Below are 24,486 nucleotides of genomic sequence, written 5' to 3'. Positions count from 1 at the left end.
AGCGCACCGTCGACGTGCATGTCGGGCGCCTGCGCAAGGCGCTCAACTTCTCCAACATGCAGGATGTCATCCGCACCGTTCGCGGCGCGGGGTATTCCATGGAAGCCTGATCCGCAGTCTTTGCAATATTGATCATGAAGGCGCCCGGTTGCTTCGCTGCCGGGCGTTTTTCTGTCTGCGGAGCCTCCGCAACTCCTGCGAAAACGGGCAGCTGCTTCGCGCTCACGGCCCTGTAAAAACAAAGCAATAGACCGCTCCTGGGCGATCGTCTTTGCCGAAAGCGCTCAAGGGCAGTGCAAAATGGCCATCGCCGGATCCGTGCCTCCGTCCGGTGAGACATCCGGAATCCGCGCATAAAAAAACGGGCGCGCGGCCCGTTTTTCCGTCTTCGCTCTGGCACCCGATGCGATCAGGCGCGGGCGGCAGCGGCCATGCTGGCGGCCTTGCGACGCTCGTTGACTGGCTGATAGGCCAGCCGCGCATGGTAGCGGCAGTAGGGCGAGCTTTCGCCGGACTCCGCGCCGCAGAAGTGGAAGTCGTCCTTCAGCGGATCGCCCATCGGCCACTTGCAGGTGCGTTCGGTCAGATCCGTCAGGGACAGACGACGCGACATCGGAACCACCACATTCGCCGGAGCCTCGAATTCCGGCTGCTGGGTGACTTCGATCTCGATTTCTTCCTTGACGACCGTTGCGCCCACCGGACGGGTAACCGTCCGGGTCGCGCTGGCCGTGGTGGCACGGGCTGCAAAATTCGGTGCGCGCGGCGCCGAGGTGTTGCGGGCCTGCGGGCGGCTTGCCGCCTGCGTTGCACCGCCGGCCTTGGCCCGGCCCGGCAAATTCAGGCGATGCACCTTGCCGATCACGGCATTGCGACTTACCCCGCCCAGCTGTGCCGCGATCTGGCTTGCGCTCAGGCCATCGGCCCATAGCCTTTTCAACTTCTCGACACGCTCGTCTGTCCAGTTCATGCTGTCTCTCCGCCTTAGAGCACCTTGCGAGACAGAATCACTCACCCTCCGGCGGAAGAAATTCCGCCGAGCATACTACATCTATACTTTTGGTGACTAGTTCCGCCGCATGCAGTCTAGTAATTGATCTTTAACCTAATGGGCGGTGGACTCGCTGACAAGAGTCGCCGGAATCGTCGCGAATCGATTTTCGGGTTTTCCCCAACTTGCTGTCGTGGCGAGTCATTTTTGTCACATCGTGCAAGCCCCGCGCAAGTTTCGCGGCAAGCTTCGGAAAAGCCCGGAAAACCACGGGATTTGTTGACATCCCCTCGTGAAATGCCGATAGTGCCGCCGCCGCCCCTTGAGGCGGCATTTTTGATTTCAGGCGGCGATGTCCGCCGTCTTGTTCATAGTGCCCAGGGAGATGTCGCCATGGCTGAAGCCGCGCTTTTCGACACGTTTGCAAGGGCCCCTCTGCGTTTCGTTCGCGGTGAGGGCGTATGGCTCGTGACGGAAACGGGCGAGCGATATCTCGATTTCGGAGCGGGTGTTGCCGTGACCTCGTGCGGCCATGCCAACCCTCATCTCGTGGCGGCGCTGAAGGATCAGGCCGAGAAGGTCTGGCACCTTTCCAACCTCTACGAGATCCCCGAGCAGGAGCGTCTTGCCCGCCGGCTGGCCGAGGCAACCTTTGCGGACAAGGTGTTTTTCACCAATTCCGGCGCGGAAGCGCTGGAATGTGCGATCAAGACCGCGCGCCGTTATCACTATGCCAAGGGGCATCCGGAAAAATTCCATATCGTCACCTTCGAGGGCGCCTTCCATGGCCGCACCATCGCGACGATCGCCGCCGGCGGCCAGGAAAAATACATGGAGGGCTTCGGCCCCAAGGCGCAGGGTTTTGACCAGGTGCCGTTCGGCGACCTGGAGGCCCTGAAGGCTGCGATCACCGAGAACACCGCCGCCCTGCTGATCGAGCCGATCCAGGGGGAGGGCGGTATCCGCGTCGTCTCCAAGGAATTCCTGCGCGAACTGCGGGCGCTTTGCGATGCGCACGGCCTGCTTTTGATCTTCGATGAGGTGCAGACCGGCGTTGGCCGTACCGGCAAGTTGTTCGCCCATGAATGGTCTGGCGTGACGCCCGATATCATGGCAGTTGCCAAGGGCATCGGCGGCGGTTTCCCGTTCGGGGCATGTCTTGCCACTGCCGAGGCGGCATCGGGCATGAAGCCCGGCGTGCATGGCACGACCTATGGCGGCAACCCGCTGGCCATGGCCGTCGGCAATGCCGTTCTCGATGTCGTGCTGGGCGAGGGCTTCCTGCAGCATGTCAACGATGTGGCGCTTGTGTTCCGCCAGGGCCTTGCCGGGCTGAAGGACCGTTTCCCGGGCGTCATCGAAGAAATCCGCGGCGAAGGTCTGATGCTCGGCATCAAGGCCCGCGTGCCGGCCGGCGATCTCGTGCTGGCCATGCGCAACGAACATATTCTCGGCGTGCCGGCCGGTGACAATGTCATTCGTCTGCTGCCGCCGCTGGTGGTGACGGCCGACGAGGCGCGGGAAGGCATTGCCCGCATCGAGCGCGCCGCCGAAAAGCTGCAGAGCGAACAGTTGAAGAAGTCGGCCTGACGGCCAAAGAGGAGACGCGGGCCGCCGGATGGCGCCCCGGATGGATTTGACCATGGCATCACCCAAGCATTTTCTCGACCTCTCGGCGGTTTCGTCAGGGGAGCTGCGCACCATTCTCGACGATGCGCTGACGCGCAAGAAGGCCACCAAGGCCGGTACGGCCGACAAGCCGCTGGCCGGCAAGATGCTGGCCATGATCTTCGAAAAGCCTTCCACCCGCACGCGCGTGTCGTTCGATGTCGGCATGCGCCAGCTGGGCGGCGAGACGCTGTTCCTGTCGGGGACGGAAATGCAGCTCGGCCGCGCCGAAACCATCGGCGATACCGCCAAGGTGCTGTCGCGCTATGTGGACGCCATCATGATCCGCACCACGGATCATCGTCGCCTGATGGAGATGGCCGAGCATGCCACGGTTCCGGTCATCAACGGTCTGACGGACGAGACGCATCCCTGCCAGATCATGGCCGATCTGCTGACCTTCGAGGAGCATCGCGGCCCTGTCACGGGGAAAACCTTCGCCTGGACCGGTGACGGCAACAATGTGCTGCACTCCTTCATCGAAGGCTCTGCCCGCTTCGGCTACAAGATGAACATGGCCGTGCCGCTGGGCTCCGAGCCGCTCGACAGGTACCTCAACTGGTCACGCAACAATGGCGGCGAGATCATGCTCTGCCATGATGCCGAACGCGCCGTCGACGGCGTCGACATGGTGGTGACGGATACCTGGGTTTCCATGAACCAGGAGCACAAGGCGCGCGGCCACAACATCTTCCAGCCCTATCAGGTCAACGAGCAGTTGATGAAGCGCGCCAAGGACGATGCGCTGTTCATGCACTGCCTGCCGGCCCATCGCGGCGAGGAAGTGACGGATGCCGTGATCGACGGTCCGCAGTCCGTGGTGTTCGACGAGGCGGAGAACCGCCTGCATGCGCAGAAATCCGTTCTGGCCTGGTGCTTCGGCGTCCTCTGACGCCGATACCCGCTTCTCTTGGCAGTCACCGGACATGCCTTGATTTATGGCGGGCCTGCCCCCATTTGTCGGCTTTCCCAAACGCGCCTCAGCGCCTTGCGCGGCGGGTGCATCAACACGACAGCGTCGGCCTCTTTCCTGTGGTTGAGCGGTTCCGCTCGGCCGCCAATTGTGCGAAATGGGTGGCTCCGGCGCGAAGGAGCAAGACATGGCAGAAGCCACCGTGGAATTCAGCGATCTCAATCTGGCGGGCGATGACCGCGTGGTGCCGTTCCAGGTGGAAGGGCTCGACGTGCGCGGCCGCGCGGTTCAGCTTGGTCCGCTCCTGAACACCATTCTCGGACGCCACGATTATCCGGCCCCCGTCGCGCGCCTGCTGGCTGAAGCCATCGTGCTGACCGCCCTCATCGGCACCTCCCTGAAGTTCGAGGGGCGCTTTACCGTGCAGACCAAGGGTGACGGCCCGGTCGATCTGCTGGTGGCCGATTTCACCAGCCCTGAAAGCATGCGCGCCTATGCCCGTTTCGATGAGGATGCGCTGGCAGACGCCGTCGCGGCCGGTCGGACGTCGCCACCTGACCTGCTCGGCGAGGGCGTGCTTGCCTTCACCATCGACCAGGGACATGGCATGCAGCCCTATCAGGGCATCGTGCCGCTCGACGGTTCCTCGCTGGAAGAGATCGCGGGCGTCTATTTCCGCCAGTCGGAGCAGATCCCGACCAAGGTGCGCCTCGGTGTCGCCGAGCTGCTGGACCGCGATGCCGACGGCAAGCCGCGCCACAACTGGCGCGCCGGCGGCGTTCTGGCGCAGTTCCTGCCGCAGGCGCCGGAGCGGATGCGCCAGCCGGACCTGCATGGCGGTGATGGCGACGAGCGCAATCACGACCTGACGGATGACGATGCCTGGGCGGAAGCCCGCATGCTGGTGGAAACCGTCGATACGGACGAACTGACGGATCCGCAGGTGGCGATCGAGCGGCTGCTCTACCGTCTGTTCCACGAGCGTGGCGTGCGCATCTACGAGCCGCAGGGCGTCATCGACCGCTGCAGCTGCTCGCGCGACAAGATCAAGGGCGTGCTGGCCGGCTTTACCGCCGAGGAAATCGAGGCAAGCCAGGAAGACGGCCACATCTCGGTGACCTGCGAATTCTGCTCCACCACCTATCGCTATGAGGCGACTGAATTCGAGCCGGCGTAAGCGGAAGCCGATAGCGGCTGGTGCGCGGCGATCAATTCAGGACGCGCATCAGACCCGGCGAATCCAGCGAAAAGGCGGGAATGGTGACGATGAAGGTTTCGCCTTCGTCCGTTTCCATCTGGTAATGGCCAAACATCATGCCGGACGGCGTATCAAGCGGGCAGCCGGAGGAATATTCGAAGGTGTCGCCCGGTTGCAGGCGTGGCTGTTCGCCCACCACGCCCGGGCCTTCCACCTCGTCCACGATGCCGTTCTGGTCGGTAATGTGCCAGTAGCGGTGCATCAGGCGGACCGTCAGGTCCGAATGGTTGGAAATCACGATGCGGTAACCCCAGACATAGCGGCTGTCATCCGGATCGGACTGCTCCTCCAGATAATAGGGCTCGACTTCGACCTCGATATCCCTTGTCCGGGCACGATACATGCGCGACACCTTCACTGCGTATCGTTAGGCATATCGTACAGTATGGGCGCAACGTCAAGAAATCCGCCGGGTTCGACGCCGTGGATTGACAGGTTTTGCCGGTCTTTCGACCGGCAAAACCAAATTTTGCTCAGGCCGAGACCTTGGCAAGGGCCTGGGCCAGATCGTCCAGCAGGTCATCGGTGTCTTCGATGCCGCAGGACAGGCGCAGCGTACCGGCGGAAATACCAAGCTCGGCGCGAGCCTCTTCGGTCAGGTTCTTGTGCGTCGTCGTGGCCGGATGGGTGATCAGGCTCTTGGCGTCGCCGAGATTGTTGGAGATCTTGATCACCTCCAGCGCATCCTGCAGGGCAAAGGCTGCATTCTTGCCCTTCAGCTCGAAGCAGACCAGGGTCGAGCCGCCGCTCATCTGGCGGGCAATGATGTCGGCCTGCGGATGATCCTTCCGGCCCGGATAGATGACGCGGGCGACCTTGCCCTGATCGGCGAGGAAATCGGCGATCCTGGCCGCGCTTTCCGTCTGCTGCTTGACGCGCAGCGGCAGCGTCTCGATGCCCTTCAGCAGCGTCCAGGCATTGAACGGCGACATGGCAGGGCCGGTGTGGCGGAAATAGTCGTGCAGGTTCTCGTCGATCCACTGCTTGTCGGAGAGGATCACACCGCCGAGGCAGCGACCCTGGCCGTCGATATGCTTCGTCGCCGAGTAGACGACGATATGCGCGCCAAGTTCCAGCGGCTTCTGGAAAAGCGGGGTGGCAAACACATTGTCGACCACCACCTTGGCGCCGATCTGGTTGGCGAGCTTGGCAACGCCGGCGATATCGACCACTTCCAGCGTCGGGTTGGTCGGGCTTTCCAGGAACAGCACCTTGGTGTTGGGGCGGATCGCCGCTTCCCAGTTGGCGAGGTCGCGGCCATCGACTAGCGTGCACTCGACACCATATTTCGGTGCCAGCGTTTCGACGATGTAGCGGCAGGAGCCGAACAGGGCGCGGGCGGCCACGATATGATCGCCGGCCTTGACCTGGCAGAGAATGGCGGCGGACACGGCGGCCATGCCGGATGCCGTGGCGCGTGCATCTTCCGCGCCTTCCAGCGCGATCATGCGCTTTTCGAACATGTCGTTGGTCGGGCTGCCGTAGCGTGCGTAGATGAAGCCGTCCGTCTCGCCCTTGAAGCGGGCTTCGGCGGCGGCGGAATTTTCATAGACGAACCCTTGCGTCAGGTAGATCGCTTCGGAGGTTTCGCCATACTGCGAGCGCAGCGTGCCGCCATGGACGAGTTGGGTTGCGGGGCGCCAGGTCTTGCTCATGCGTGTCACCACTTCGTAACAAAAAAAACCGGTCGCAAAGCAGACCGGTTTCGCACCCGGTCCTTTTAGCCACTTGTTTAACGTGGCTGCAAGCCGACCGGCCAAATCACCACGGGATAAGTTCGCATACGCCCGTGAAGCGCTTGCGTCAATTGCCTGCTTTTGCTTTTGTCGCGCGATTGAAGGATAGGGTCAATGAAACGCAACGCGGGCATTCTGGCAGATCGCGCCATCGGCGCTCTTTTCGCAGACGGCAGGCTGAAATCCGAGGCCGCGCTGGATGGCGACCAGATCCAGCCTGCGAGCCTGGATCTCAGGCTCGGTTCCAAGGCGCTGCGCGTGCGTGCCAGCTTCATGCCCGGCCCGAACCACAGCGTGGCCGACAAGCTGGAGCGGCTGACGCTGCACGAAATCGACCTCGAACACGGCGCTGTGCTGGAAACGGGCTGCGTCTACATCGTGCCACTGATGGAAAGCCTCGATCTGCCGGCCGATCTTTCCGCCTCCACCAATCCGAAAAGCTCCACCGGTCGCCTCGACATCTTCACCCGCGTGATGGTGGATCGCGCCCAGGAATTCGACAAGATCCCGGCCGGCTATCGCGGTCCGCTCTATCTCGAAATCTCGCCGCGCACCTTCCCGGTCATCGTGCGGCGCGGCTCGCGCCTGTCGCAGATCCGCTTCCGCACCGGCCATGCGCTGCTGACAGAAGCCGAGGTTCTGGCGCTGCACGAAGCGGAAATGCTGGTGGCGAGCGAGCGGCCGAACGTATCCGGCGGCGGCATTGCGCTGTCCATCGATCTGAAGGGCACCGGTCCTGACGGGTTGATCGGCTATCGCGGCAAGCACCACACCTCTGTTATCGACGTCGATCGCAAGGCCGACCATGACGTGCTCGATTTCTGGGAGCCGCTCTACAGCCGCGGCCGCGACGAGCTGATCCTCGATCCGGACGAGTTCTACATTCTGGTGTCACGCGAGGCGGTGCATGTGCCGCCGCTCTATGCGGCCGAGATGACGCCCTATGACCCGCTGGTCGGCGAGTTCCGCGTGCATTATGCCGGTTTCTTCGATCCGGGTTTCGGTCATGCCGCCGTCGGCGGGTCGGGCGCACGCGCGGTGCTGGAAGTGAGAAGCCACGAGGTGCCCTTCATCCTCGAACACGGCCAGATCGTCGGTCGTCTCGTCTATGAGCACATGCAGGAGCGGCCGGATGCGCTCTACGGCTCCGGCCTCGGTTCCAACTATCAGGCACAGGGCCTGAAGCTGTCGAAGCATTTTCGCGGCTGAGGCGTGCCGGACCCGCCTCTGGCCGGCGCTTTGCTCTTGATGGGACGAAAGCCAGATGCTAGGTCTGCTTCGCGTCGCGGGTGTAGCTCAATGGTAGAGCAGCAGCTTCCCAAGCTGAATACGAGGGTTCGATTCCCTTCACCCGCTCCATTTTCCTGAATGTTTTTCCAGAGTGCTTTTCGCAAGACCGTGTCGGCCCGATGCTGACGATCTGGTTTTTATTGCGCTTTCGGCGTGGGCAGGATTCCCTTGCGACGCATGTAGTAGATCGTGTTGGCCATGCGTGCCGGCACGCCCGACAGGCTCAGTGGCTGGCTGTCTGCGGCCAGCGCCGGGGCAATCAGCTTCTCCCGGAATTCGGCCATGACCGCATGTGGCGTGTGGGCGGCGAGAAACGCGGTGGGATCGGCGCGCATCGTGCGGTCGAAGGACATGAGGATATGCCTGAGTTCGCCCGGATTGCGATAGAGCAGCGCATCGGCGCCGAGATGATCGATATGCGCCTTCTCGCGGCTCAGCGCATAGGTGATGACCTTGCGTCCCGCCGCGAAGAATTCCGCACAGGCCAGGCCAAAGGTTTCCCCACGCTTGCGCGCATGCAGCATGGCGTCGGTGGTGGCAATGAAACGCGTCTTGGCGTCCACGTTGGTTGTGCCGGGAAGGAAGAACACGCGTGGGTGACGAATGAACGGCGTGATGTTCATGAACAGGAAGTGGATGTCCTGCCGTTGATCGAGAACCTGCGGGATCACCTGATCCTTCACGAAATCGATGTCGAAACTGGGCGCGCCTCCATAGCAGCCGAACACCGTTGCCTCGCTGGAAAGGCCAAGCTCGGCCCTGAGATCATCGGTCAGATGGGGTGCATGAACGATGTGCGGCACGCTCTGGCCGGCATGTCCCCGGCAAAAGCGGGCCAGCCAGGGTGAGACGTAGACATAGGAGCGTCCGTGGATTTCCGAGGGCCACGTCGGGAAAACGGCATGCACCATGGTCGGCACATCCGTGAAATCGACACCGTCGCGCCCGCCGCCCTTGATGGTGTAGAGCGCGTCCACCTGCCCCGCAAGGAGAAGCCGGTGCAGGTTTCCGTGGTCTGCATAAGGAACGAGTTCGACCTGCGCCGCAAATCTGGCGATGGCTTCTGCCACATTGGTCCTCGCACCCTGATTGTAGAAAACGATGCTGCGGTTTCCAAGCAGTTGCTCGTTGCCCAAGGCGTAGTCCAACAGCGCCACCGACGTGCCGCGTTCGCAAATCTCGTCTGCATTGAAGCCGATGATCAAGACACGTTCCGTTCTGCAACAGTCCAGCCGCCGAGCGGCACAGTTCTCGGTTGTCCACTTATCATCCGCCTGGCCGCGACAGCAAGCTGGCCTTGTACCGGCGAAAGCTGCGGCATGGACCTGCCATGCTCTGTCCGGACGCAGGGGGCTGGCTCTCCATATCTGCAAAAGCGCTTGTAAACCCGCGCGAAGCCACTAAGAGCGAAGCAGGCGGGCGCTACGAACAGGGTACGGCGATGAAGACAGTGCGAGTGTGGTACACGGATTTCTGGCCGGACTTCAAGCCGGAAGACCTCTTTCTGCTGGAGGGCCGCTCCGGTGATGTCGAGGTCGTGCTTGATCCGAAAAGCCCTGACGTCCTGTTCTATTCCTGTTTCGATACGGTGCACCGCACCTATGACTGCGTGCGGGTGTTCTACACCGGGGAGAATGTCCGGCCCGATTTCAATGTCTGTGATTACGGCATCGGCTTCGACCACATGTCCTTTGGCGACCGCTATCTGCGCCATCCCTTTTATCTGGAGGATCTGGCGCTGGCGGAGCAGGTGCGGGACCGTGCGCCGGTGGATGCACGCCTTGTCGAAGGACGCGGGTTCTGCACCTTCATCTATTCCAATGGACGGGCCGATCCCGTGCGAGACGGCTTCTTCCATCATCTGTCTCGGCATCGGCCGGTCAATTCGATGGGCCGCCACCTGCGCAACGATGACAGTTTTGCGCGCATGACCGGGCTGAAGCCGGTGCCTGCCAAGCTGAAGGTGATGGGTGATTTCAACTTCGCGATCGCCTTCGAGAATTCCGGTACCCCCGGTTATACGACGGAAAAGATCTTCCATGCCTTTGCGGCGCGCTGCATTCCGATCTATTGGGGCAATCCGCTCGTGGCGCTCGATTTCAATCCGCGCGCCTTCGTCAACCGTCATGATTTCCCGGATGATGACAGCTGCATTGCACATGTCATGGAACTGGCGCGCGATCCGCAACGCATGGTGGCCATGCTGAACGAACCGGTCTTCGCCGAGGGCAACGATCCCTCATTGCGCCGACAGCAGCTTGCCGATTTCATTAACCACATCTTTCATCAGGCGCCGGAGGAGGCCCGTCGCCGTACGCGGTATGGCTATGCACCGGTCTATCTCCGTCGCAACGAACCCCGCCAGCGTTCCTGGTTCAGCAAGCTCAACATGAAGCGCAAGGCCTGGCGCAAGGCGATGCGCAACCGCTGATCATCGCTGTCATCTTCCGGTCTGGTTGTTGACCGGTTCCGGTGCGCGCCCTCTGGCCGGCCTATGCGGTGTCTTCTTCCAGAAGAACGGGTTGGTGCGCAACTCGTTCACTGCCCGCCAGGCAGCATAGGAACTCATCATCCAGTGCATGGGGACGGCGATCCAGCGTCTCCCCACCTTCAGCTTTTCAAGTCCGATCATCGAGCCCATGCCGAGGCCGAGGAAGACGAGATAGCTTGCAACGACATTGAGGCCGTCCATCAGCATCAGGCCGAGGGTGAGGGTGGCAATGTCGCTGAGAGGGGTCTGGACGAGCAGCAGCACGGCCTTGAGGAACAGCACCACGATCAAAGGATGCATCAGTGCGGAAAACAGCATGCCGCCGATCAGCAGGTGGAAGACCAGCATGGCACGCCAGCCCATCTGCCTTGTCGTCAACAGGGGGTGTCGCGTCATGACCAGCCAGGTCTGCAGCCAGCCCTTGAACCAGCGGGTGCGCTGGCCGATCCAGACGCTGCGGGCGATCGGCGCTTCCTCCAGGGTCTGGCAGCGCAGTGTTTCCGACCGATAGCCGAGACGGTAGAGCCTGAGGCCGAGATCGGCATCCTCCGTCACGTTGAACGGGTCCCAGCCACCCACCTGGCGCAGCACGGCGGTACGGAAATGGTTGGAGGTGCCGCCGAGCGGCAGCGGCATGCGATATCGGGCCAGCATCGGCAGCAGACCGCGAAACAGTGCGGCATATTCCATGGCAAACAGCGCGCTGATGTGGTTCTCGTCGACATTCGAGATGATCAGCGGGGCCTGCAGGCAGGCAAGCTCCGGTCCGCTGGTGCGGAAGCGCCGATAGGCCTCTTTCAACTGGCCGGGGTGCGGCCGGTCTTCTGCGTCGTAGATCGCGAGAAATTCGCCGCGCGCTGCGCTGAGCGCATAGGCCAGCGCCTTCGGTTTGGTGCGTGGATGGTAGGGTGGAACCTTCACCACTTCGAAATGCGGTGGCAGTTCCAGCGCGGCAAGCGCCGCCAGGGTTTCGCTGTCGTCCCGTTCGCACACGATCTTGATATCGAGCCGCGAGCGCGGCCATTCCAGCCGCTGCAGGCTGGCGATCAGTTGCGGCACCATGTCCGCTTCGCGATAGATCGCGACCATCACCGAATAGACCGGCAGGGATGTCTCCGGCGGTAGCGCGACAACGGTTCCCTTTCGTCTCTGGTGCCGCTGCTCGATGATCGCGAGCATGCGCAGTGCCAGACAGGAAAAATAGAGGATCGCGATGATGCCATGCAGCAGCGGCAGCATTCGGTCTGGTGCGGCAATGCAGACCGCCACCAGCGCGGTGACAAAGCTGCCGACGACCAGGCCCTGGCTGCCCGTGGTGATGACGCGAGCGGAGAGATGCGGCTGCGTATCGAACAGCTCGGTGGCAGCCTTGCGTACCCGTCGGGCTGATCCCGCCTCCCACACGGCCGCCCGCAGCACGGATGGTGTGGTAATCACCAGACCATCGCGCAGTTCAGGCTTCTTTGCCAGAAGAGCGGCGAACTCCGGCAGCTTTTCCGCCCGCGGCACCATCGCAATCTGCGGGGCCCGGTTCGGGAAGATCATCCGCACCTGCAAGGGCTGGCAAAGCTGCGTATCGAGGCCATCCAGGTCCATCACCGTCGCAGGGTCGATATGCTCCAGGAAGGGCAGCCGGAAGAAGTGCGCAATCCGGCGATAATAAGCCTGTTCGGTGAGTTCGCCCGTGTGCAGAAGCTCTGCTTCGATGGTCGTACCGTTCTCCGCTGCGTCCGCCGCCAATTCCGCAATGCGCAGGGCTGAAAAGCCCAGCGTCACCAGCACGGAAGCTTCCGTGTCGTCCTCCTGACCGGCATCCAGGATATGTCGCCATCCCCGCTGTGCCTGCACCAGTTTGCGCAATTCCGCCATCGTGGGCGGATATTCCCCCGTCTCACTCAAGCTGATACACCATACCGCAAGAGTTGCGCCCATATCCCCATCATGATCATAATCAGACACGCAATGGTTTCACCTGGCAAAACTGAGGGTTTCTCGCAAAAGATGCAAAATATTCTCTTGCTCCTTGCGATGATCTTGATGGCCGGGGCGCCCGTTGCGCGGGCGCAGACGTCTGAAATGCCTGTTCTGTTCGATGCAGACGAGCGGCTGGGGCGCCCGGATCTGTCCACCTTGCCGCGTCTTCGGGTGTTGACCACGGTCGATTTCCCGCCCTTCAGCTTTGTGGACCAGACTGGTCGGTTGTCCGGATTTCATCTGGATCTCGTGCGGGAGATCTGCCGGGAACTGGCGATCGAGGCCAAGTGCCAGGTCCAGGCAATCCCCTTTGCGGATCTGGAAGCGGCGCTGGACGCGGGGGAAGGAGAGGCCGTTGCCGCCGGCATTGCCGTGACGCCGGCCCTGCGCGAGCGTTTTGCCTTCTCCCGGCCCTACATCACCATTCCTGCCCGCTTCGCGCGCAATCGGGAGGTGGACCTCAAGGGCAAGGCGGCAGATGCGCTGGCGGGGCGCTCCGTCGGCGTCGTGAAGGATACCGTGCATCAGGCAATGCTGGCGAGCTTCTTTCCAAAGTTGCGGGCGGTCCCCTTTGCGGATCAGTCTGCCATGCTGGACGCACTGAAGGCGAAGACGATCGATGCCGCCTTTTCCGATGGCCTGCGTCTGCCCTTCTGGGTTGCCGGAGAGGCATCCGGACAATGCTGTGCCCTCTATGACGGCCCCTACCTCTCCGAGCGCTTCCTTGGCGAAGGCCTGATGCTGATGACGCGCAAGAACACGCCGCAACTGGCGGAGGCCTTCGATTATGCGCTGGCGCAGCTGGCCCGCAAGGGCCGCCTGCAGGATATCTACCTGCGCTATTTCCCGAACGGCTTCTACTAATTCGACAATCGCCTGACGGCCGATTGTTCTCCTGATGGACCGCGGCGACCTGAGAGCCGGAACACCTCCGTCCGGGAACCGGCTCTACTGGCTGGCCCAGATGATCCGGGCGATCCATTCCACATCCGCCATTTCGAAGCTGCGATTGGGGTGGGATGGGTTCAGCGAGCCGAGTTCGATCGTCCGGGCGCTCTGGCGTAGCAGCACCTTGGCCATGACTTCGCCTTCGCGGGTCTTGAGAACGACACGGTCGCCGCGCCGGATCTGGGCGCCGGGCTCCACGATCAGCCGGTCACCGTCGCGGTAGAGCGGCAGCATGGAATCGCCCTGCACCTCCAGCGCATAGACGCCGGCCTTGCGGCCGGGATCTGTCGGGAAATCCACCACGTCCCAGCCCTGGCCCGCAGGAAAGCCGCCATCATCGAAGAAGCCGCCGGCGCCGGCCTGGGCAAAGCCCAGCAGCGGAATGGCGCTGGCCTGTGGCGGAAACGATCCTTCCGGCAGGCCGGTCCGCGGCGTCATTGCCTGCGGCATGTAGCTCATGAACTGATCGAGCGAAACGCCGGTCGCCTCCAGCACCTTGGCGAGTGATTCCGTCGAGGGCCAGCGCAGACGTCCGTCCGGTCCGTGCCGCTTGGACTTGTTGAAGGAGGTGGGGTCAAGCCCGGCGCGCCGCGCGAGTCCGGATGCGGTCATGTCGTGCCGTTCCGCCAGCGTATCAAGCGCCTTCCAGATCGATTCGTGCGACAACATTGCCGTTCGTGCTCCCAGCCTCTGTCCGGCACCTTTTACGCCATGCAGGGGCGCAAAACCGGCCCGGCCGGCCATGCTTGTCTGCACCATCGGCAAGAGAGCAGCCCACAGGATGCTCTCGTCCTGCTTCGCACAGGCGCTCGGGCTGCCTGCCGAATATGCGGGTGTTTCGACGGTTCCGACGTTAGGCGTCCGGGAACCCTAGTTTTAGTGAATGCTTGAGGTGGAGTAAAGCGGCAAAGGAATAAAATCCTTCTTTGCCTGCGGTTCCCGCGTCAGGCCACAAGCGCCATGTTGATCTTGCCCAGCTTGATCACGGCCTGGGTGCGGCTGTCGACATTGAGCTTGAGAAGGATCGCGGAGACATGGGCCTTGATGGTGGCCTCGGACACACCGAGTTCATAGGCGATCTGCTTGTTGAGAAGACCTTCGGCCAGCATGGAGAGCACGCGGCTCTGCTGCGGCGTCAATGTTCTCAGCCGCTCCATCAGGTCGGCGAGCGCGGGATCTTCGTCCTGCAGCGGCGCATAATCGGTGGGCGTCCAGACGCCGCCGTCCAGCACGGTGCGAATGGCGCTGCGGATATCATCCAGGCCGGAGGATTTGGAGATGAAGCCGGATGCGCCAAGTTCAATCGCACGCCGGATGGTCGCAGCATCGTCGCTGGCCGAAACGATGATGATGGGCAGGCTCTGCACTTCGGCACGCAGCGACATCAGGCCGGAAAAGCCGCTGACGCCCGGCATGGCAAGGTCCAGCAGCATGAGATCCGCCTCCGGGTGGGTTTCGGCTGCCTGTCTTGCAGCATCGAAGGTTCCGGCCTCGATCAGACGCGGCTGTTCGGCAATTCCGCTTAGGGCCTGGCAAAGGGCGCCGCGAAACAGGGGATGATCGTCCGCAATGATGATTGTCAGTTCCTGCATGTCCACACCCCCTCCCAAGGGCATAGTCTGCTTCCTACCCGTTTATATTCTTAGTCCTGCATTAACTGCGAAACAAGTCTAAGTTTCAGGGGGTGTAAACTGGCGTGCGGCCATGTCGTGCGTGCGGATGTCAGGTGCGATCGGGCTGTGGCGTCTCGTGTCCGCGAAACTCTTCGATCATGTCCATGAAGCGGCGCAGGAAACGCTCCATGATGGAGAGAGACTGCTCGATCTCCGTCTCGGTGGGCGCGGTGCGGGCGCCGATCTTCTGCTCCAGCGCGGCGATGCGCTTGTCCAGCCGGTCGATCTCCTGCTCCCAGGCCGCGCGTTCGTCGGCCGCCAGCCGGCAGGTGAGGCCGGTCGTCTCCTCGCGGCAGGCACTGACGGCGCCCGTCTGGCGGTCCAGCCGGATGAAGCCGTGGTCGGTGCGTTCCAGCTGATAGCGGGGCGCGCTATCGGCTGCCGGGCGGAGTGGCTGCTGCGCCGCTGCCGGTGAGAGGCCGGCAGCAAGAAGCATGCTCAAGGCAAATATTCCTGCGCGCATCGCGTGTGTCCTTCCTCTTGAACGAGGTGAAACCGCATCCATATCGCTGCGATGCTCGGCGGGCGGCATGGACAATGGCTGCGGTTTGCGGCAAAGCCTCAGCGTCTCCAGACGCAGAGGAGCAGCCGTTGAGCAGCATCATATACAAGATCGTAGCGGACGATTTATGGCAGGAGGCCAGAAAGGCCGGCGTTTTTGCCGGCGCGCCCGTCGATCATGCCGATGGCTTCATCCATTTTTCCACGGCGAGCCAGGTCATCGAGACTGCCGCCCGCCATTTCGCCGGGCAGAACGGCCTGCTGCTCGTGGCCGTCGATACAGCAACGCTCGGCGAAAGGCTTGTCTTCGAACCGTCGCGGGGCGGCGCCCTCTTTCCGCACCTGTATGGCACCCTGCCGCTCGGTGCGGTGCTGTGGGAAAGGCCGCTGCCGCTCTTGCCCGATGGTACCCACCAGTTTCCGGAGCTTTCCTGATGTCCGTTTTCGATCTGCTGCGCGCCCCGCTCTTCACTCTCGACCCGGAAACGGCGCATGGGCTTTCGATCGCTGCCCTGAAAACGGGTTTCGTGCCGTCCTGCAGCGTACCGCAGGACGAGCGTCTGCGGGTGCGCGTTGCAGGCCTTGATTTTCCCAATCCGGTCGGTCTGGCCGCCGGCTATGACAAGAATGCCGAGGTTCCGGAGGCAATGCTGCGGCTGGGCTTCGGCTTTACCGAGGTCGGCACGCTGACGCCGAAGCCGCAGGCTGGCAATCCGCGCCCGCGCATTTTCCGTCTGGTGGAGGATGAAGGCGTCATCAACCGTCTCGGCTTCAACAACGAGGGGCATGAGGCGGCCCTCAGCCGCCTGTCGGCCTTGAAGACGACGGGCATCATCGGTGTCAATATCGGTGCCAACAAGGACAGCGCGGATCGTATTGCCGATTATGTCGCCGGCATCCATCGCTTCGCCGGCGTTGCCCGCTATTTCACGGTCAACATCTCCTCGCCCAATACGCCCGGCCTGCGCGACCTGCAGGCGCGCGAAAGTCTCGCTGCGCTCCTGTCGGCGGTTCTTGCCGCGCGTGATGCGGAGACGGCAAGGCAGGGCCGCAATGTTCCGGTCTTCCTGAAAATCGCGCCCGACCTCACGGAGGAGGGCATGGATGACATCGCCGCCGAAGTGCTTGCGCATCCGCTCGACGGCCTGATCGTGTCCAACACCACGCTGTCGCGCGACGGACTGAAGGATGCAAGGCAGGCAGGTGAGGCCGGCGGCCTTTCCGGAAAGCCCGTCTTCCGTCGCTCCACCATCGTGCTGGCCCGCATGCGCAAGCGTCTGGGGCCGGATCTGCCGATCGTCGGCGTTGGCGGCGTTTCGTCGGCCGCGACGGCGATCGAAAAAATCCGTGCGGGCGCCGATCTGGTGCAGCTGTATTCCTGCATGGTCTATCGCGGCCCGGGCCTGGCGGCCGACATCGTCCGCGGTCTTCGCGACGAGGTGAGCAGGCTCGGCCTGTCTTCGATCCTCGAGGTCAAGTCCACCGCAACGGAAAAATGGGCCTCCGAAGCATTATAATGAAATTAGCATAATATAGAGGCGCAAATTTGAATATTGCGTCATGTCTTGACTTGCGTTCCATGAAAATCTAGGGGTTTTCCTGTTTGTTTTTTCGTGGGCGCGTGGTTTCAATGCAAAATTGTATTAGAAGACCATCATTCGTCATCTTGATGCTTCTGGCGTCGGCCTTTATGCTTCGTGGCGCGATATGGGCAGCGGACGTTCTCGTCCGGTAAGGCGGATGGATGTCGCTGGAAGCCGTGATGCGTCGAAGGCAGCACCGGTCCCGCCTATGCAGGGCCCCTGTGCCGGTGTCCATTAGGTTTCTGATGGTGAAGGGTATTGCGGCCTCAAAGAAAGATCAGGCCGAAAGCACCATGGCCCAGTAGGTGCGCGTCGTCGAGGGCGAGCGCGCCATGGCAACACCCATCATCCGGTAGCTGCCCAGCATGTTTTCCAGATGCTTCGGCGAGTTGATCCAGGCCTGTACGGCGGCCGTGACGTCGGCCTGCCCGCTTGCAATGTTTTCGGCGGCCGGCAGAGGCACGCCGTTACGCTTCATGCGCACGCCGAAATCGTCGCCGAGGCCGATCAGGTGGCTCATCTGGTTGGCGCGCGCCATCCGCACGGCCTGTTCGGCGGCGGCACGACCGGTCGGGCTGCTGGCAGCAACCGGCGGCAGACCGTGTTTTGCCCTCAGCGCATTGACGAGCGGCAGTGCGCCCCGCGTATCGTCGGTCGCGCCATCTACCGGCACGATCCGCGGCGTGACCGAGCAGCCGGCAAGGGTTGCAAGCGCGCCGCCGGAGAGGAGCAGCAGGCCGCGACGGGAATAAGGGGCATGGGCAAGGGTCATCAGCGTCGATAGCTCAGAATGCGCAGGATCACGAAGGCCGGGATAACGATGGTGGCACCCACCACGAGGTAATCGCCCACGGCACCCAGCGCTTTGAAGCCTCTGTGCCACAGGTCAAGAACGAAATCCCGGATGCCGTAGAACACATCCCAGGGCCGCACGTCAAACACCGTCATGACAAAGCCGACGATGAGTGACACCACGATCAGCTTCACGATCGTTCGCGCGGGGCTGTCGCCCAGAAACCTGTTCACCTCATCGGCCATGCCGTTCGTCCTCGGTTCGTTGGTGCGGAGCAAGACATAGGTTTGGCATGCTGTGCCCGCAAGCATTCTGCACTGCGGCATGCGATAGAACTTGTGTTTTTTTGTGGCTTCGTCCAGAAGCGCACATACCTCCGGAACATCGAAATCCATGACGCCCCTTCAGTTCTCGTCCGGCGACGTGATCGCCGACCGCCGCGCCGATTATGCCCGCATGCTGGCGGAGGCGGGCGACCCTGCGGCCGCCGCCGAACTGATCGAGCAGGCGCTGGAGATCGTGCCCGGCTGGACTGCGGGCTGGTTTCTGCTTGGCGATTATCGTGACAAGGCGGGCTTGCCGGCCGCTGCCGTCGAGGCCTTCCGACAGGTGGCCGAACAGGATCGCAGCGGCCTGTTCGGCGCGGACCTCAAGCTTGCACTGCTGGGCGCTGCCCCGACGCCCGATGCACCGCCCTCCGCCTATGTCGAGGGCCTGTTCGACGACTATGCCGACCGTTTCGAGACGGCGCTGGTCGAGAAGCTGAACTACAGCGTGCCGCAGAAGCTCCATGCCATGGTCGCGCCGCATGCGCCCTTCGATCTCGCGGTGGATCTCGGCTGTGGCACCGGCCTGTTCGGCGTCGAGGTGGCGGCGGTGACCGGCCGCCTGGAAGGCTTCGATCTCTCGGCCAACATGCTGGCCAAGGCCGATGAGAAGGGCATCTATCATCATCTCGGACAGGCGGATCTCTCCGTGCCGGAGGCGGCCGGCAGCCTGTTTGCCGAAGGCCTGCCGCGTGGCCGCGCCGATCTGGTCTGTGCGGCCGACGTCCTGATGTATCTCGGCCGGCTCGACATGCCCTTTGTGCTCGCGCGCGATCTTTTGAAACCCGGTGGTCTGTTTGCCTTCTCGGTGGAGGATGGCGGCGCGGCGGCGGAAGGCTTTTGCCTGCAGCCCTCGCTGCGGTATGCCCATTCGCAAGACTATGTGCGGGGCCTTCTGTCCGGCTCCGGCTTCACGCTCCTCGATCTCATGAAGACCGACATTCGCATGGATGCCGGGAAACCGGTGTTCGGCATTCTGTTTCTTGCCCGCCTGACCGCCTGACCGGTTGATTTCTTGCCTTTTCGGTCAGACCTGCTGTCCCATCTTGAAGGCAGTTGTTTTGCGATGCACAATCCCGGCAAAACAGCAGGGGAACATGGTCTTGTCGCAGAAGAAGACGCTTGGCTTCTACAGTGCCGATCCCTCGCAGCATACGCTGCTGGAGGACAGTCAGGGCCTCCTGACCGGCGCGCTGGTCTCCGCCCTCGGCTTCTACTTTCTCAATCGCGTCGGCCTGCTGACGGGCGGTACCGCAGGCGTCGCCTTTCTGGTGCACTACACCTTCAACATATCGTTCGGCCTGCTGTTCTTCCTCGTCAATCTGCCGTTCTACTACCTCTCTTTCAAGCGGCTGGGGTTCGCCTTTTCCGGCAAGACCTTCATCGCCATCGGCCTCGTCTCTGTCATCACCGAGGTGGAAAAGCGCTTCCTGCTGATCGATTACCTGCATCCCTTCTGGGGTGCGCTGATGGGCGGGCTGCTGCTGGGCTACGGGCTGCTGGCGCTCTACCGGCACCGGGCAAGCCTCGGCGGGGTCGGCATTCTCGCCATCTACATCCAGGAACGCTTCGGCATCCAGGCCGGCCTGATCCAGCTTGCCTTCGATACCGGCGTAATGGCCTCGGCCTTCCTGGTGCTTGACTGGCAAACCGTGGCCTGGTCGATCCTCGGCGCGGTGATCCTCAACCTGTTCCTGGCGATCAACCATCGCTCGGATCGCTATATCGTGGTGCGCTGATGGGAGCGGCCAAGACGCCGGTCGGCTTGCGGGCCTTCAGCTGACGCGTGCCACCAATCAACGCAAGGACAGGTATAGCGTGCGTTGATCTTGTCTTTTTCTGCCGGTGGATGTTTCCATCATCCGATGAGCTCGTATCAATTTTCCTGCGTGATTGATTTCTAATGCACGCGTCGCGCAATGACGCTGATGTCATATTCATCTATACGTTTTACTCTCGCTCTATCTGATTTTTTATTACCGTTATCACGCAATTTTGCTTTGAATGAACCTTGCGCATACTCTCCTCCTGACGCCTGAAGTCATGGGTCGGCCTGTCGTCGATCCGGAGTTTTCGCAAGTGTCCGACCGGACCTCTGGAGGAGCGATGAAGATGCGACGTGCAGCGGCAGCAATCATGGTGTGCACAAGCCTGGCAGGGTGTGTGACAGCGGGCCCCGATGGAGTGGCAACCTATGCCATTCACAAGAAGGTCGTATCCGGCGAGAAAACCTTCATCGGCAATTTCTGGAAGCTGGCTCCGGACTGCTCCTCTGCCGGGGTTCCGCAGATCTACGTGCTGACACCGCCGAAGCATGGCAAGCTCGTCTTCGTCAACGAGAAGCGTTTCCCGGCCGCGGCGCGTGGCGACTACAAGAAGTGTCGCACCGTCAAGGTGGACATGATGGTTGGCTATTACACGCCGAACCCGGGCTATGTGGGCGAGGACGATCTGAAATTCAGGATGTCGGCCCAGGATGGGCGGATCGGCGATGCCGCGGTGAAGATCGATGTTCTGAAGTAGAGCGGTTCGTCTTGTATCCGTGCGGCGGGCTTGCGCATGCCTGCCCGCTGCACGGCGTCGTCCGGCCCGTCAGGCGGCCTGTGCCGGCGTGTCGAGTGGATGCTGCGAGCGGAAACCGACGGCCAGCCGGTTCCAGAGATTGATCAAGCCGATCGCAATGGTCAGCTTGACCAGTTCCTCGTCGGTGAAATGGTCGCGGAGCGGCGCATAGGCGCTGTCCGGGATGCCGGTCTCGGCAATCTTCGTGACCGCGTCTACCCAGTGGAGGAGCGCCCGTTCCTTGTCGTCATAGACGGGCGATTCCCACCAGACGCTCATCAGGTTGATCCATTGTTCGGACAGCCCGTCATGGCGGGCTTCCTTGACATGCTTGTCGACACAGAAACCGCAGCCGTTGATGATGGAAGCGCGCAGCTTGATCAGATGGATGACACGGCGTTCGAGGCCGCAGGTCTGAATGTATTTTTCCAGGCCGGCAACGGCTTGATAGGCATCCGGAGCGGCCTTGGCGAAATTGATGCGGGGTTGCATGCGGTGATCTCCTGTGTGGCTGTGACCCTCAGCCTTTCCGGCTTGCGGCGCGTTGATTGTTTTGCAGGAAGAGACAGCCACGCTCGGCAATGCCTCCATCGTCCTCCGCGGCCAACTCCCTGAGGATATCGGCCATGGAAACTTTCGCGAGTTCCGCGCGGTAGGCGCGTTCCGCCTTCAGCATGGCGGCATTGATGCCGCAGGGTTTCGTGAAGTAGCGGCTCGGCAAGGGGTTCGGTCCCTGCTGGCGTATTTCGGCGCAGCGAAAGGCCGGCTGCGGGCCTTCGACGGCAAGCACGATATCGAGAAGGCTGATGTCCGCCGGCGATTTGGCGAGCCGATAGCCGCCCTTCGGCCCCGGCACCGTTTCCAGCAGGCCTGCACCCGAGAGCGCCTGCAGATGCTTCAGCAGGTAACTCGTCGAGACGCCGTGAAACTCTGCCAGTGCCGCGGCCGAGAGTACGCCTTCTCCCTCGACTCCGCTGAGCAGGCCAACGCAGTGAATAGCCTGTTCCACGCCGTCACCCAGCTTCATGTCGTTTTCTCCTAATCATGGATAAAATTTATCCGTGATTAGTTTTGCCGTCAAGCCTCTTCTCATTCGCCCGTCACCCATTACCTTGGGGCGCGTGGATACGAATTTCGCCGACGCCGCAAACAGCCTGCCCGATCTCCTGCCGCGACCCTTTCAGAAATGGTTCGCGGAGAAGGGATGGGCGCCGCGTGTGCACCAGATGGAACTGCTGGCGCGGGCGACGTCCGGCGAGAACATGCTGCTGATCGCGCCGACCGGCGCCGGCAAGACGCTGGCCGGCTTCCTGCCCTCGCTGACCGATCTTACCCGCCGCGGCAAGGCTGCGCCCGGCTCTCCCTTCGTCGGGGTTCACACGCTCTACATTTCACCCCTGAAGGCGCTGGCGGTCGATATCGAGCGCAATCTGATGAAGCCCGTCTCCGAGATGGACCTGCCGGTTTCCATCGAGAACCGCACGGGCGACACGCCGCAATCCAAGCGGCAGCGCCAGAAGCTCAACCCACCGGACATTCTCCTGACCACGCCGGAACAGCTTGCCCTGCTTCTGGCGAATGGCGAGGCGGAACGCTTCTTCAAGGATCTGCGCTATGTGGTGCTGGACGAGTTGCACTCGCTCGTCACCTCCAAGCGCGGTCATCTGCTGTCGCTGGGGCTTGCGCGGCTGCGGAAACACGCGCCGGGCCTGCGCACCATCGGCCTGTCGGCGACCGTCTCCGATCCCCTGGACCTGCAGCGCTGGCTGGTGCCGCAGGGCGAGAAGCCGGCCCCGCCGGCCGGTCTCGTGCATGTCACCGGCGGTGCGGCGCCCGATATCTCGATCATGACGAGCGGGGAGCGCATTCCTTGGTCGGGCCATGTGGCGACCTATGCCATTCCTGCGGTCTATGAGGAGATCCGCAAGCACAGGACGACACTGATCTTCGTCAACACGCGCTTCCAGGCCGAGCTTCTGTTTCAGGAACTCTGGACGATCAACGAGGACAGTCTGCCGATTGCGCTGCATCACGGCTCGCTCGATGTCAGCCAGCGCCGCAAGGTGGAGGCGGCCATGAGCGCCAACCGGCTGCGTGCTGTCGTTGCCACCTCGACGCTCGACATGGGACTGGACTGGGGCGATGTGGATCTCGTCGTGCATGTCGGGGCGCCGAAGGGCGCCTCGCGTCTTGCCCAGCGCATCGGCCGGTCCAATCACCGCATGGACGAGCCGTCGAAGGCCATTCTGGTGCCCGCCAACCGTTTCGAGGTGATGGAATGCCAGGCGGCGCTCGATGCCAACTATCTCGGCGCCCAGGACACACCGCCGGTCGGCGAGGGCGCGCTCGATGTGCTGGCCCAGCATGTGCTCGGCATGGCCTGCGCCGAGCCCTTCGACGCACTGTCCCTCTATGAGGAGGTGACGAGCGCTTCGCCCTATGCCGGGCTCAGCTGGGAGATGTTCGAGCGCATCGTCGATTTCGTCGCGACCGGCGGCTATGCGCTGCGCACCTATGAGCGCTATGCCAAGATTCGCCGGACGAAAGAGGGGCGCTGGCGGGTCTCCAATCCGCAGATCGCCCAGCAATACCGCATGAACCTCGGCACCATTGTCGAGGATACGGAACTCAACGTCAGGCTGGTGAAGCGCAACCAGTTGGGGTCGCTCGGGCGTGGCGGCCTGTCGCTCGGCAAGGTCGAGGAATATTTCCTCGAACAGCTGGTGCAGGGCGATACCTTCCTGTTTTCCGGCAAGGTCTTGCGTTTCGAGGGCATCCGGGAAAACGAATGCCTCGTCACCAATGCCTTTTCGATGGATCCGAAGATCCCGGCCTATGCCGGCGGCAAGTTTCCGCTTTCCACCTATCTCGCCGATCAGGTGCGGGTCATGCTGGCCGATCCCTCCCGCTGGTCCGTCCTGCCCGAGCAGGTGCGGGAATGGCTGGCGATCCAGAAGCAGAAGTCGATGCTGCCGAAGCGCGACGAACTGCTGATCGAGACCTTTCCACGCGGCAACCGCTTCTTCCTCGTCGCCTATTGTTTCGAGGGACGGCTGGCGCACCAGACGCTCGGCATGCTGCTGACCCGGCGGCTGGAACGGGCCGGCGCCCGGCCGCTCGGTTTCGTGGCCAATGACTATGCGCTGGCGATCTGGTCGCTGAACGATATGGGTGACATGATCGTCCGCGGGCAGCTTTCGCTTTCCGAGCTGTTCGACGAGGACATGCTGGGCGACGATCTCGAAGCCTGGCTTGCCGAATCCTACATGCTGAAGCGCTCGTTCCGCTATTGCGCGGTGATTTCCGGCCTGATCGAGCGTCGCCATCCGGGCAAGGAAAAAACCGGCCGGCAGGTCACCGTCTCCACCGACCTGATCTATGACGTGCTGCGCAGCCATGAACCGGATCACATCCTGCTCGAGGCAACGCGTCGCGATGCGGCATCGGGACTTTTGGACATCGGCCGGCTTGGCGCTATGCTGGCGCGAATCAAAGGGCATGTGATTCATCGCGGGCTGGACAGGGTCTCGCCGCTCGCCGTACCCGTCATGCTGGAGATCGGCCGCGAGCCGGTGGTGGGCGAGGGGCAGGATCTGGTGCTGGAGGAGGCGGCGGACGAGCTGATTGCTGAGGCGATGGGGTAACCAAGGTCTGGCTTCGATCGACGCGTCCCCCTCATCCGCTTGCCGGCACCTTCTCACCGTCGGGACGAAGGGGATATGCGTCAGCGTCGGCGGGGTGAGGGGCGATGAGAGTGGGGCAGGCAAGCGTTGAAACCG

The 24,486-nt window shown here is 62.4% G+C and carries 25 protein-coding genes, 1 tRNA gene and 1 riboswitch; of the genes, 14 read left to right on the top strand and 12 right to left on the bottom strand.

All coding sequences use genetic code 11. The features are described from left to right. A partial coding sequence (locus F3H95_RS04680) for a winged helix-turn-helix domain-containing protein (protein WP_188134291.1) occupies positions 1-110 on the top strand: 110 nt, incomplete at its 5' end. Positions 111-409: 299 nt separating this feature from the next. Here F3H95_RS04680 and F3H95_RS04675 read toward each other — a convergent pair. Continuing rightward, complete coding sequence (locus tag F3H95_RS04675) at positions 410-970, bottom strand: GcrA family cell cycle regulator (RefSeq protein ID WP_143127075.1); 561 nt, start codon at positions 968-970, stop codon at positions 410-412. Positions 971-1,384: 414 nt separating this feature from the next. On the opposite strand from F3H95_RS04675, the gene F3H95_RS04670 reads away from it, so the two are divergent. The 3 genes from F3H95_RS04670 (at position 1,385) to F3H95_RS04660 (ending at position 4,749) form a co-directional block, all read left to right on the top strand. Beyond that, complete coding sequence (locus F3H95_RS04670; RefSeq protein ID WP_149745065.1) at positions 1,385-2,581, top strand: aspartate aminotransferase family protein; 1,197 nt, start codon at positions 1,385-1,387, stop codon at positions 2,579-2,581. Between the two features lie 52 nt (positions 2,582-2,633). Further along, positions 2,634-3,551 carry an ornithine carbamoyltransferase gene (argF, locus tag F3H95_RS04665; RefSeq protein ID WP_149745064.1) on the top strand — a complete coding sequence of 306 codons (918 nt, stop codon included), beginning with the start codon at positions 2,634-2,636 and terminating at the stop codon, positions 3,549-3,551. Positions 3,552-3,759: 208 nt separating this feature from the next. Next, positions 3,760-4,749 (top strand): Hsp33 family molecular chaperone, encoded by a 990-nt coding sequence (locus tag F3H95_RS04660; RefSeq protein ID WP_143127078.1) that lies wholly within the window; start codon positions 3,760-3,762, stop codon positions 4,747-4,749. Between the two features lie 31 nt (positions 4,750-4,780). On the opposite strand, the gene apaG is transcribed toward F3H95_RS04660, so the two are convergent. Further along, on the bottom strand, positions 4,781-5,173 hold the full coding sequence (gene apaG, locus F3H95_RS04655; protein WP_143127079.1) for a Co2+/Mg2+ efflux protein ApaG: 393 nt from the start codon (positions 5,171-5,173) through the stop codon (positions 4,781-4,783). A 130-nt stretch (positions 5,174-5,303) separates the two neighbouring features. Further along, complete coding sequence (locus F3H95_RS04650) at positions 5,304-6,485, bottom strand: O-succinylhomoserine sulfhydrylase (RefSeq protein WP_143127080.1); 1,182 nt, start codon at positions 6,483-6,485, stop codon at positions 5,304-5,306. A 44-nt stretch (positions 6,486-6,529) separates the two neighbouring features. Beyond that, a riboswitch (SAM riboswitch) is annotated at positions 6,530-6,608 on the bottom strand. A 72-nt stretch (positions 6,609-6,680) separates the two neighbouring features. On the opposite strand from F3H95_RS04650, the gene F3H95_RS04645 reads away from it, so the two are divergent. Together F3H95_RS04645 and F3H95_RS04640 are read left to right on the top strand one after the other, a co-directional pair. Further along, the gene (locus tag F3H95_RS04645) at positions 6,681-7,775 is read left to right on the top strand and encodes a 2'-deoxycytidine 5'-triphosphate deaminase (protein ID WP_143127081.1); all 1,095 of its coding nucleotides are present in this window, start codon (positions 6,681-6,683) and stop codon (positions 7,773-7,775) included. Between the two features lie 76 nt (positions 7,776-7,851). After that, a tRNA-Gly gene (locus F3H95_RS04640) sits at positions 7,852-7,925 on the top strand. 68 nt (positions 7,926-7,993) lie between these two features. On the opposite strand, the gene F3H95_RS04635 is transcribed toward F3H95_RS04640, so the two are convergent. Then, on the bottom strand, positions 7,994-9,061 hold the full coding sequence (locus F3H95_RS04635) for a glycosyltransferase family 4 protein (protein ID WP_149745063.1): 1,068 nt from the start codon (positions 9,059-9,061) through the stop codon (positions 7,994-7,996). A gap of 236 nt (positions 9,062-9,297) precedes the next feature. Here F3H95_RS04635 and F3H95_RS04630 point away from each other — a divergent pair, with 236 nt between their 5' ends. After that, entirely contained in the window at positions 9,298-10,287 is a 990-nt protein-coding gene (locus F3H95_RS04630; protein ID WP_188134290.1) for a glycosyltransferase family 10, read from the top strand. 9 nt (positions 10,288-10,296) lie between these two features. On the opposite strand, the gene F3H95_RS04625 is transcribed toward F3H95_RS04630, so the two are convergent. Next, a complete protein-coding gene (locus tag F3H95_RS04625) occupies positions 10,297-12,246 on the bottom strand; it encodes a glycosyltransferase family 2 protein (protein ID WP_244617867.1) in 1,950 nt (649 codons plus the stop codon). Between the two features lie 129 nt (positions 12,247-12,375). Here F3H95_RS04625 and F3H95_RS04620 point away from each other — a divergent pair, with 129 nt between their 5' ends. Beyond that, on the top strand, positions 12,376-13,185 hold the full coding sequence (locus F3H95_RS04620) for a transporter substrate-binding domain-containing protein (protein ID WP_244617885.1): 810 nt from the start codon (positions 12,376-12,378) through the stop codon (positions 13,183-13,185). An 84-nt stretch (positions 13,186-13,269) separates the two neighbouring features. Here the strand turns inward: F3H95_RS04620 and F3H95_RS04615 are convergent, their stop codons facing one another. The 3 genes from F3H95_RS04615 to F3H95_RS04605 form a co-directional block, all read right to left on the bottom strand. Next, a complete protein-coding gene (locus tag F3H95_RS04615; RefSeq protein WP_149745060.1) occupies positions 13,270-13,938 on the bottom strand; it encodes a helix-turn-helix transcriptional regulator in 669 nt (222 codons plus the stop codon). A 275-nt stretch (positions 13,939-14,213) separates the two neighbouring features. Then, entirely contained in the window at positions 14,214-14,861 is a 648-nt protein-coding gene (locus F3H95_RS04610; protein WP_143127086.1) for a response regulator transcription factor, read from the bottom strand. A gap of 130 nt (positions 14,862-14,991) precedes the next feature. Next, positions 14,992-15,378: a hypothetical protein gene (locus F3H95_RS04605; protein ID WP_244617884.1), complete on the bottom strand. Its 387-nt coding sequence runs from the start codon at positions 15,376-15,378 to the stop codon at positions 14,992-14,994. A gap of 155 nt (positions 15,379-15,533) precedes the next feature. Between F3H95_RS04605 and F3H95_RS04600 the strand changes: the two genes are divergently transcribed. Both F3H95_RS04600 and F3H95_RS04595 read left to right on the top strand, forming a co-directional pair. Continuing rightward, positions 15,534-15,878 (top strand): DUF952 domain-containing protein, encoded by a 345-nt coding sequence (locus F3H95_RS04600; RefSeq protein ID WP_244617866.1) that lies wholly within the window; start codon positions 15,534-15,536, stop codon positions 15,876-15,878. Beyond that, complete coding sequence (locus F3H95_RS04595; RefSeq protein ID WP_143127089.1) at positions 15,878-16,960, top strand: quinone-dependent dihydroorotate dehydrogenase; 1,083 nt, start codon at positions 15,878-15,880, stop codon at positions 16,958-16,960. Before F3H95_RS04600 ends, F3H95_RS04595 begins: the two co-directional genes overlap by 1 nt. Positions 16,961-17,303: 343 nt before the next feature. On the opposite strand, the gene F3H95_RS04590 is transcribed toward F3H95_RS04595, so the two are convergent. Continuing rightward, on the bottom strand, positions 17,304-17,798 hold the full coding sequence (locus tag F3H95_RS04590; protein WP_149745057.1) for a CAP domain-containing protein: 495 nt from the start codon (positions 17,796-17,798) through the stop codon (positions 17,304-17,306). Beyond that, positions 17,798-18,064, bottom strand: coding sequence for a DUF6460 domain-containing protein (locus F3H95_RS27690; protein ID WP_143127097.1), 267 nt, complete (start codon positions 18,062-18,064; stop codon positions 17,798-17,800). Before F3H95_RS27690 ends, F3H95_RS04590 begins: the two co-directional genes overlap by 1 nt. 148 nt (positions 18,065-18,212) lie before the next feature. On the opposite strand from F3H95_RS27690, the gene F3H95_RS04580 reads away from it, so the two are divergent. The 3 genes from F3H95_RS04580 (at position 18,213) to F3H95_RS04570 (ending at position 20,668) form a co-directional block, all read left to right on the top strand. Beyond that, entirely contained in the window at positions 18,213-19,148 is a 936-nt protein-coding gene (locus F3H95_RS04580) for a methyltransferase domain-containing protein (RefSeq protein ID WP_149745056.1), read from the top strand. 94 nt (positions 19,149-19,242) lie between these two features. After that, positions 19,243-19,884: a YitT family protein gene (locus F3H95_RS04575; protein ID WP_149745055.1), complete on the top strand. Its 642-nt coding sequence runs from the start codon at positions 19,243-19,245 to the stop codon at positions 19,882-19,884. A gap of 367 nt (positions 19,885-20,251) precedes the next feature. After that, positions 20,252-20,668, top strand: coding sequence for a hypothetical protein (locus F3H95_RS04570; RefSeq protein WP_143127093.1), 417 nt, complete (start codon positions 20,252-20,254; stop codon positions 20,666-20,668). Positions 20,669-20,737: 69 nt separating this feature from the next. Here F3H95_RS04570 and F3H95_RS04565 read toward each other — a convergent pair whose 3' ends face one another. Both F3H95_RS04565 and F3H95_RS04560 read right to left on the bottom strand, forming a co-directional pair. Then, positions 20,738-21,199, bottom strand: a complete 462-nt coding sequence (locus F3H95_RS04565; protein WP_149745054.1) for a carboxymuconolactone decarboxylase family protein — start codon at positions 21,197-21,199, stop codon at positions 20,738-20,740. Positions 21,200-21,227: 28 nt separating this feature from the next. Continuing rightward, positions 21,228-21,734, bottom strand: coding sequence for an Rrf2 family transcriptional regulator (locus F3H95_RS04560; RefSeq protein WP_149745053.1), 507 nt, complete (start codon positions 21,732-21,734; stop codon positions 21,228-21,230). 94 nt (positions 21,735-21,828) lie between these two features. Here F3H95_RS04560 and F3H95_RS04555 point away from each other — a divergent pair, with 94 nt between their 5' ends. After that, positions 21,829-24,351, top strand: coding sequence for a ligase-associated DNA damage response DEXH box helicase (locus F3H95_RS04555; RefSeq protein WP_149745052.1), 2,523 nt, complete (start codon positions 21,829-21,831; stop codon positions 24,349-24,351). Positions 24,352-24,486 lie beyond the last annotated feature (135 nt).

Source organism: Rhizobium sp. RU35A (assembly GCF_900156005.1).
GTDB classification, from domain to species: domain Bacteria; phylum Pseudomonadota; class Alphaproteobacteria; order Rhizobiales; family Rhizobiaceae; genus Neorhizobium; species Neorhizobium straminoryzae.
This window is presented reverse-complemented; position numbering and strand designations above follow the sequence as displayed.

Coding starts and splice junctions, on each gene's coding strand:
- F3H95_RS04660 (WP_143127078.1), top strand. CDS start 3,760: ATGGCAGAAGCCACCGTGGAATTCAGCGATCTCAATCTGGCGGGCGAT.
- F3H95_RS04630 (WP_188134290.1), top strand. CDS start 9,298: ATGAAGACAGTGCGAGTGTGGTACACGGATTTCTGGCCGGACTTCAAG.
- F3H95_RS27690 (WP_143127097.1), bottom strand. CDS start 18,064: ATGGCCGATGAGGTGAACAGGTTTCTGGGCGACAGCCCCGCGCGAACG.
- F3H95_RS04615 (WP_149745060.1), bottom strand. CDS start 13,938: ATGTTGTCGCACGAATCGATCTGGAAGGCGCTTGATACGCTGGCGGAA.
- F3H95_RS04560 (WP_149745053.1), bottom strand. CDS start 21,734: ATGAAGCTGGGTGACGGCGTGGAACAGGCTATTCACTGCGTTGGCCTG.
- F3H95_RS04670 (WP_149745065.1), top strand. CDS start 1,385: ATGGCTGAAGCCGCGCTTTTCGACACGTTTGCAAGGGCCCCTCTGCGT.
- apaG (WP_143127079.1), bottom strand. CDS start 5,173: ATGTATCGTGCCCGGACAAGGGATATCGAGGTCGAAGTCGAGCCCTAT.
- F3H95_RS04595 (WP_143127089.1), top strand. CDS start 15,878: ATGTCCGTTTTCGATCTGCTGCGCGCCCCGCTCTTCACTCTCGACCCG.
- F3H95_RS04675 (WP_143127075.1), bottom strand. CDS start 970: ATGAACTGGACAGACGAGCGTGTCGAGAAGTTGAAAAGGCTATGGGCC.
- F3H95_RS04575 (WP_149745055.1), top strand. CDS start 19,243: ATGGTCTTGTCGCAGAAGAAGACGCTTGGCTTCTACAGTGCCGATCCC.
- argF (WP_149745064.1), top strand. CDS start 2,634: ATGGCATCACCCAAGCATTTTCTCGACCTCTCGGCGGTTTCGTCAGGG.
- F3H95_RS04590 (WP_149745057.1), bottom strand. CDS start 17,798: ATGACCCTTGCCCATGCCCCTTATTCCCGTCGCGGCCTGCTGCTCCTC.
- F3H95_RS04650 (WP_143127080.1), bottom strand. CDS start 6,485: ATGAGCAAGACCTGGCGCCCCGCAACCCAACTCGTCCATGGCGGCACG.
- F3H95_RS04605 (WP_244617884.1), bottom strand. CDS start 15,378: ATGCTTCTTGCTGCCGGCCTCTCACCGGCAGCGGCGCAGCAGCCACTC.
- F3H95_RS04645 (WP_143127081.1), top strand. CDS start 6,681: ATGAAACGCAACGCGGGCATTCTGGCAGATCGCGCCATCGGCGCTCTT.
- F3H95_RS04620 (WP_244617885.1), top strand. CDS start 12,376: ATGATCTTGATGGCCGGGGCGCCCGTTGCGCGGGCGCAGACGTCTGAA.
- F3H95_RS04570 (WP_143127093.1), top strand. CDS start 20,252: ATGAAGATGCGACGTGCAGCGGCAGCAATCATGGTGTGCACAAGCCTG.
- F3H95_RS04580 (WP_149745056.1), top strand. CDS start 18,213: ATGACGCCCCTTCAGTTCTCGTCCGGCGACGTGATCGCCGACCGCCGC.
- F3H95_RS04565 (WP_149745054.1), bottom strand. CDS start 21,199: ATGCAACCCCGCATCAATTTCGCCAAGGCCGCTCCGGATGCCTATCAA.
- F3H95_RS04610 (WP_143127086.1), bottom strand. CDS start 14,861: ATGCAGGAACTGACAATCATCATTGCGGACGATCATCCCCTGTTTCGC.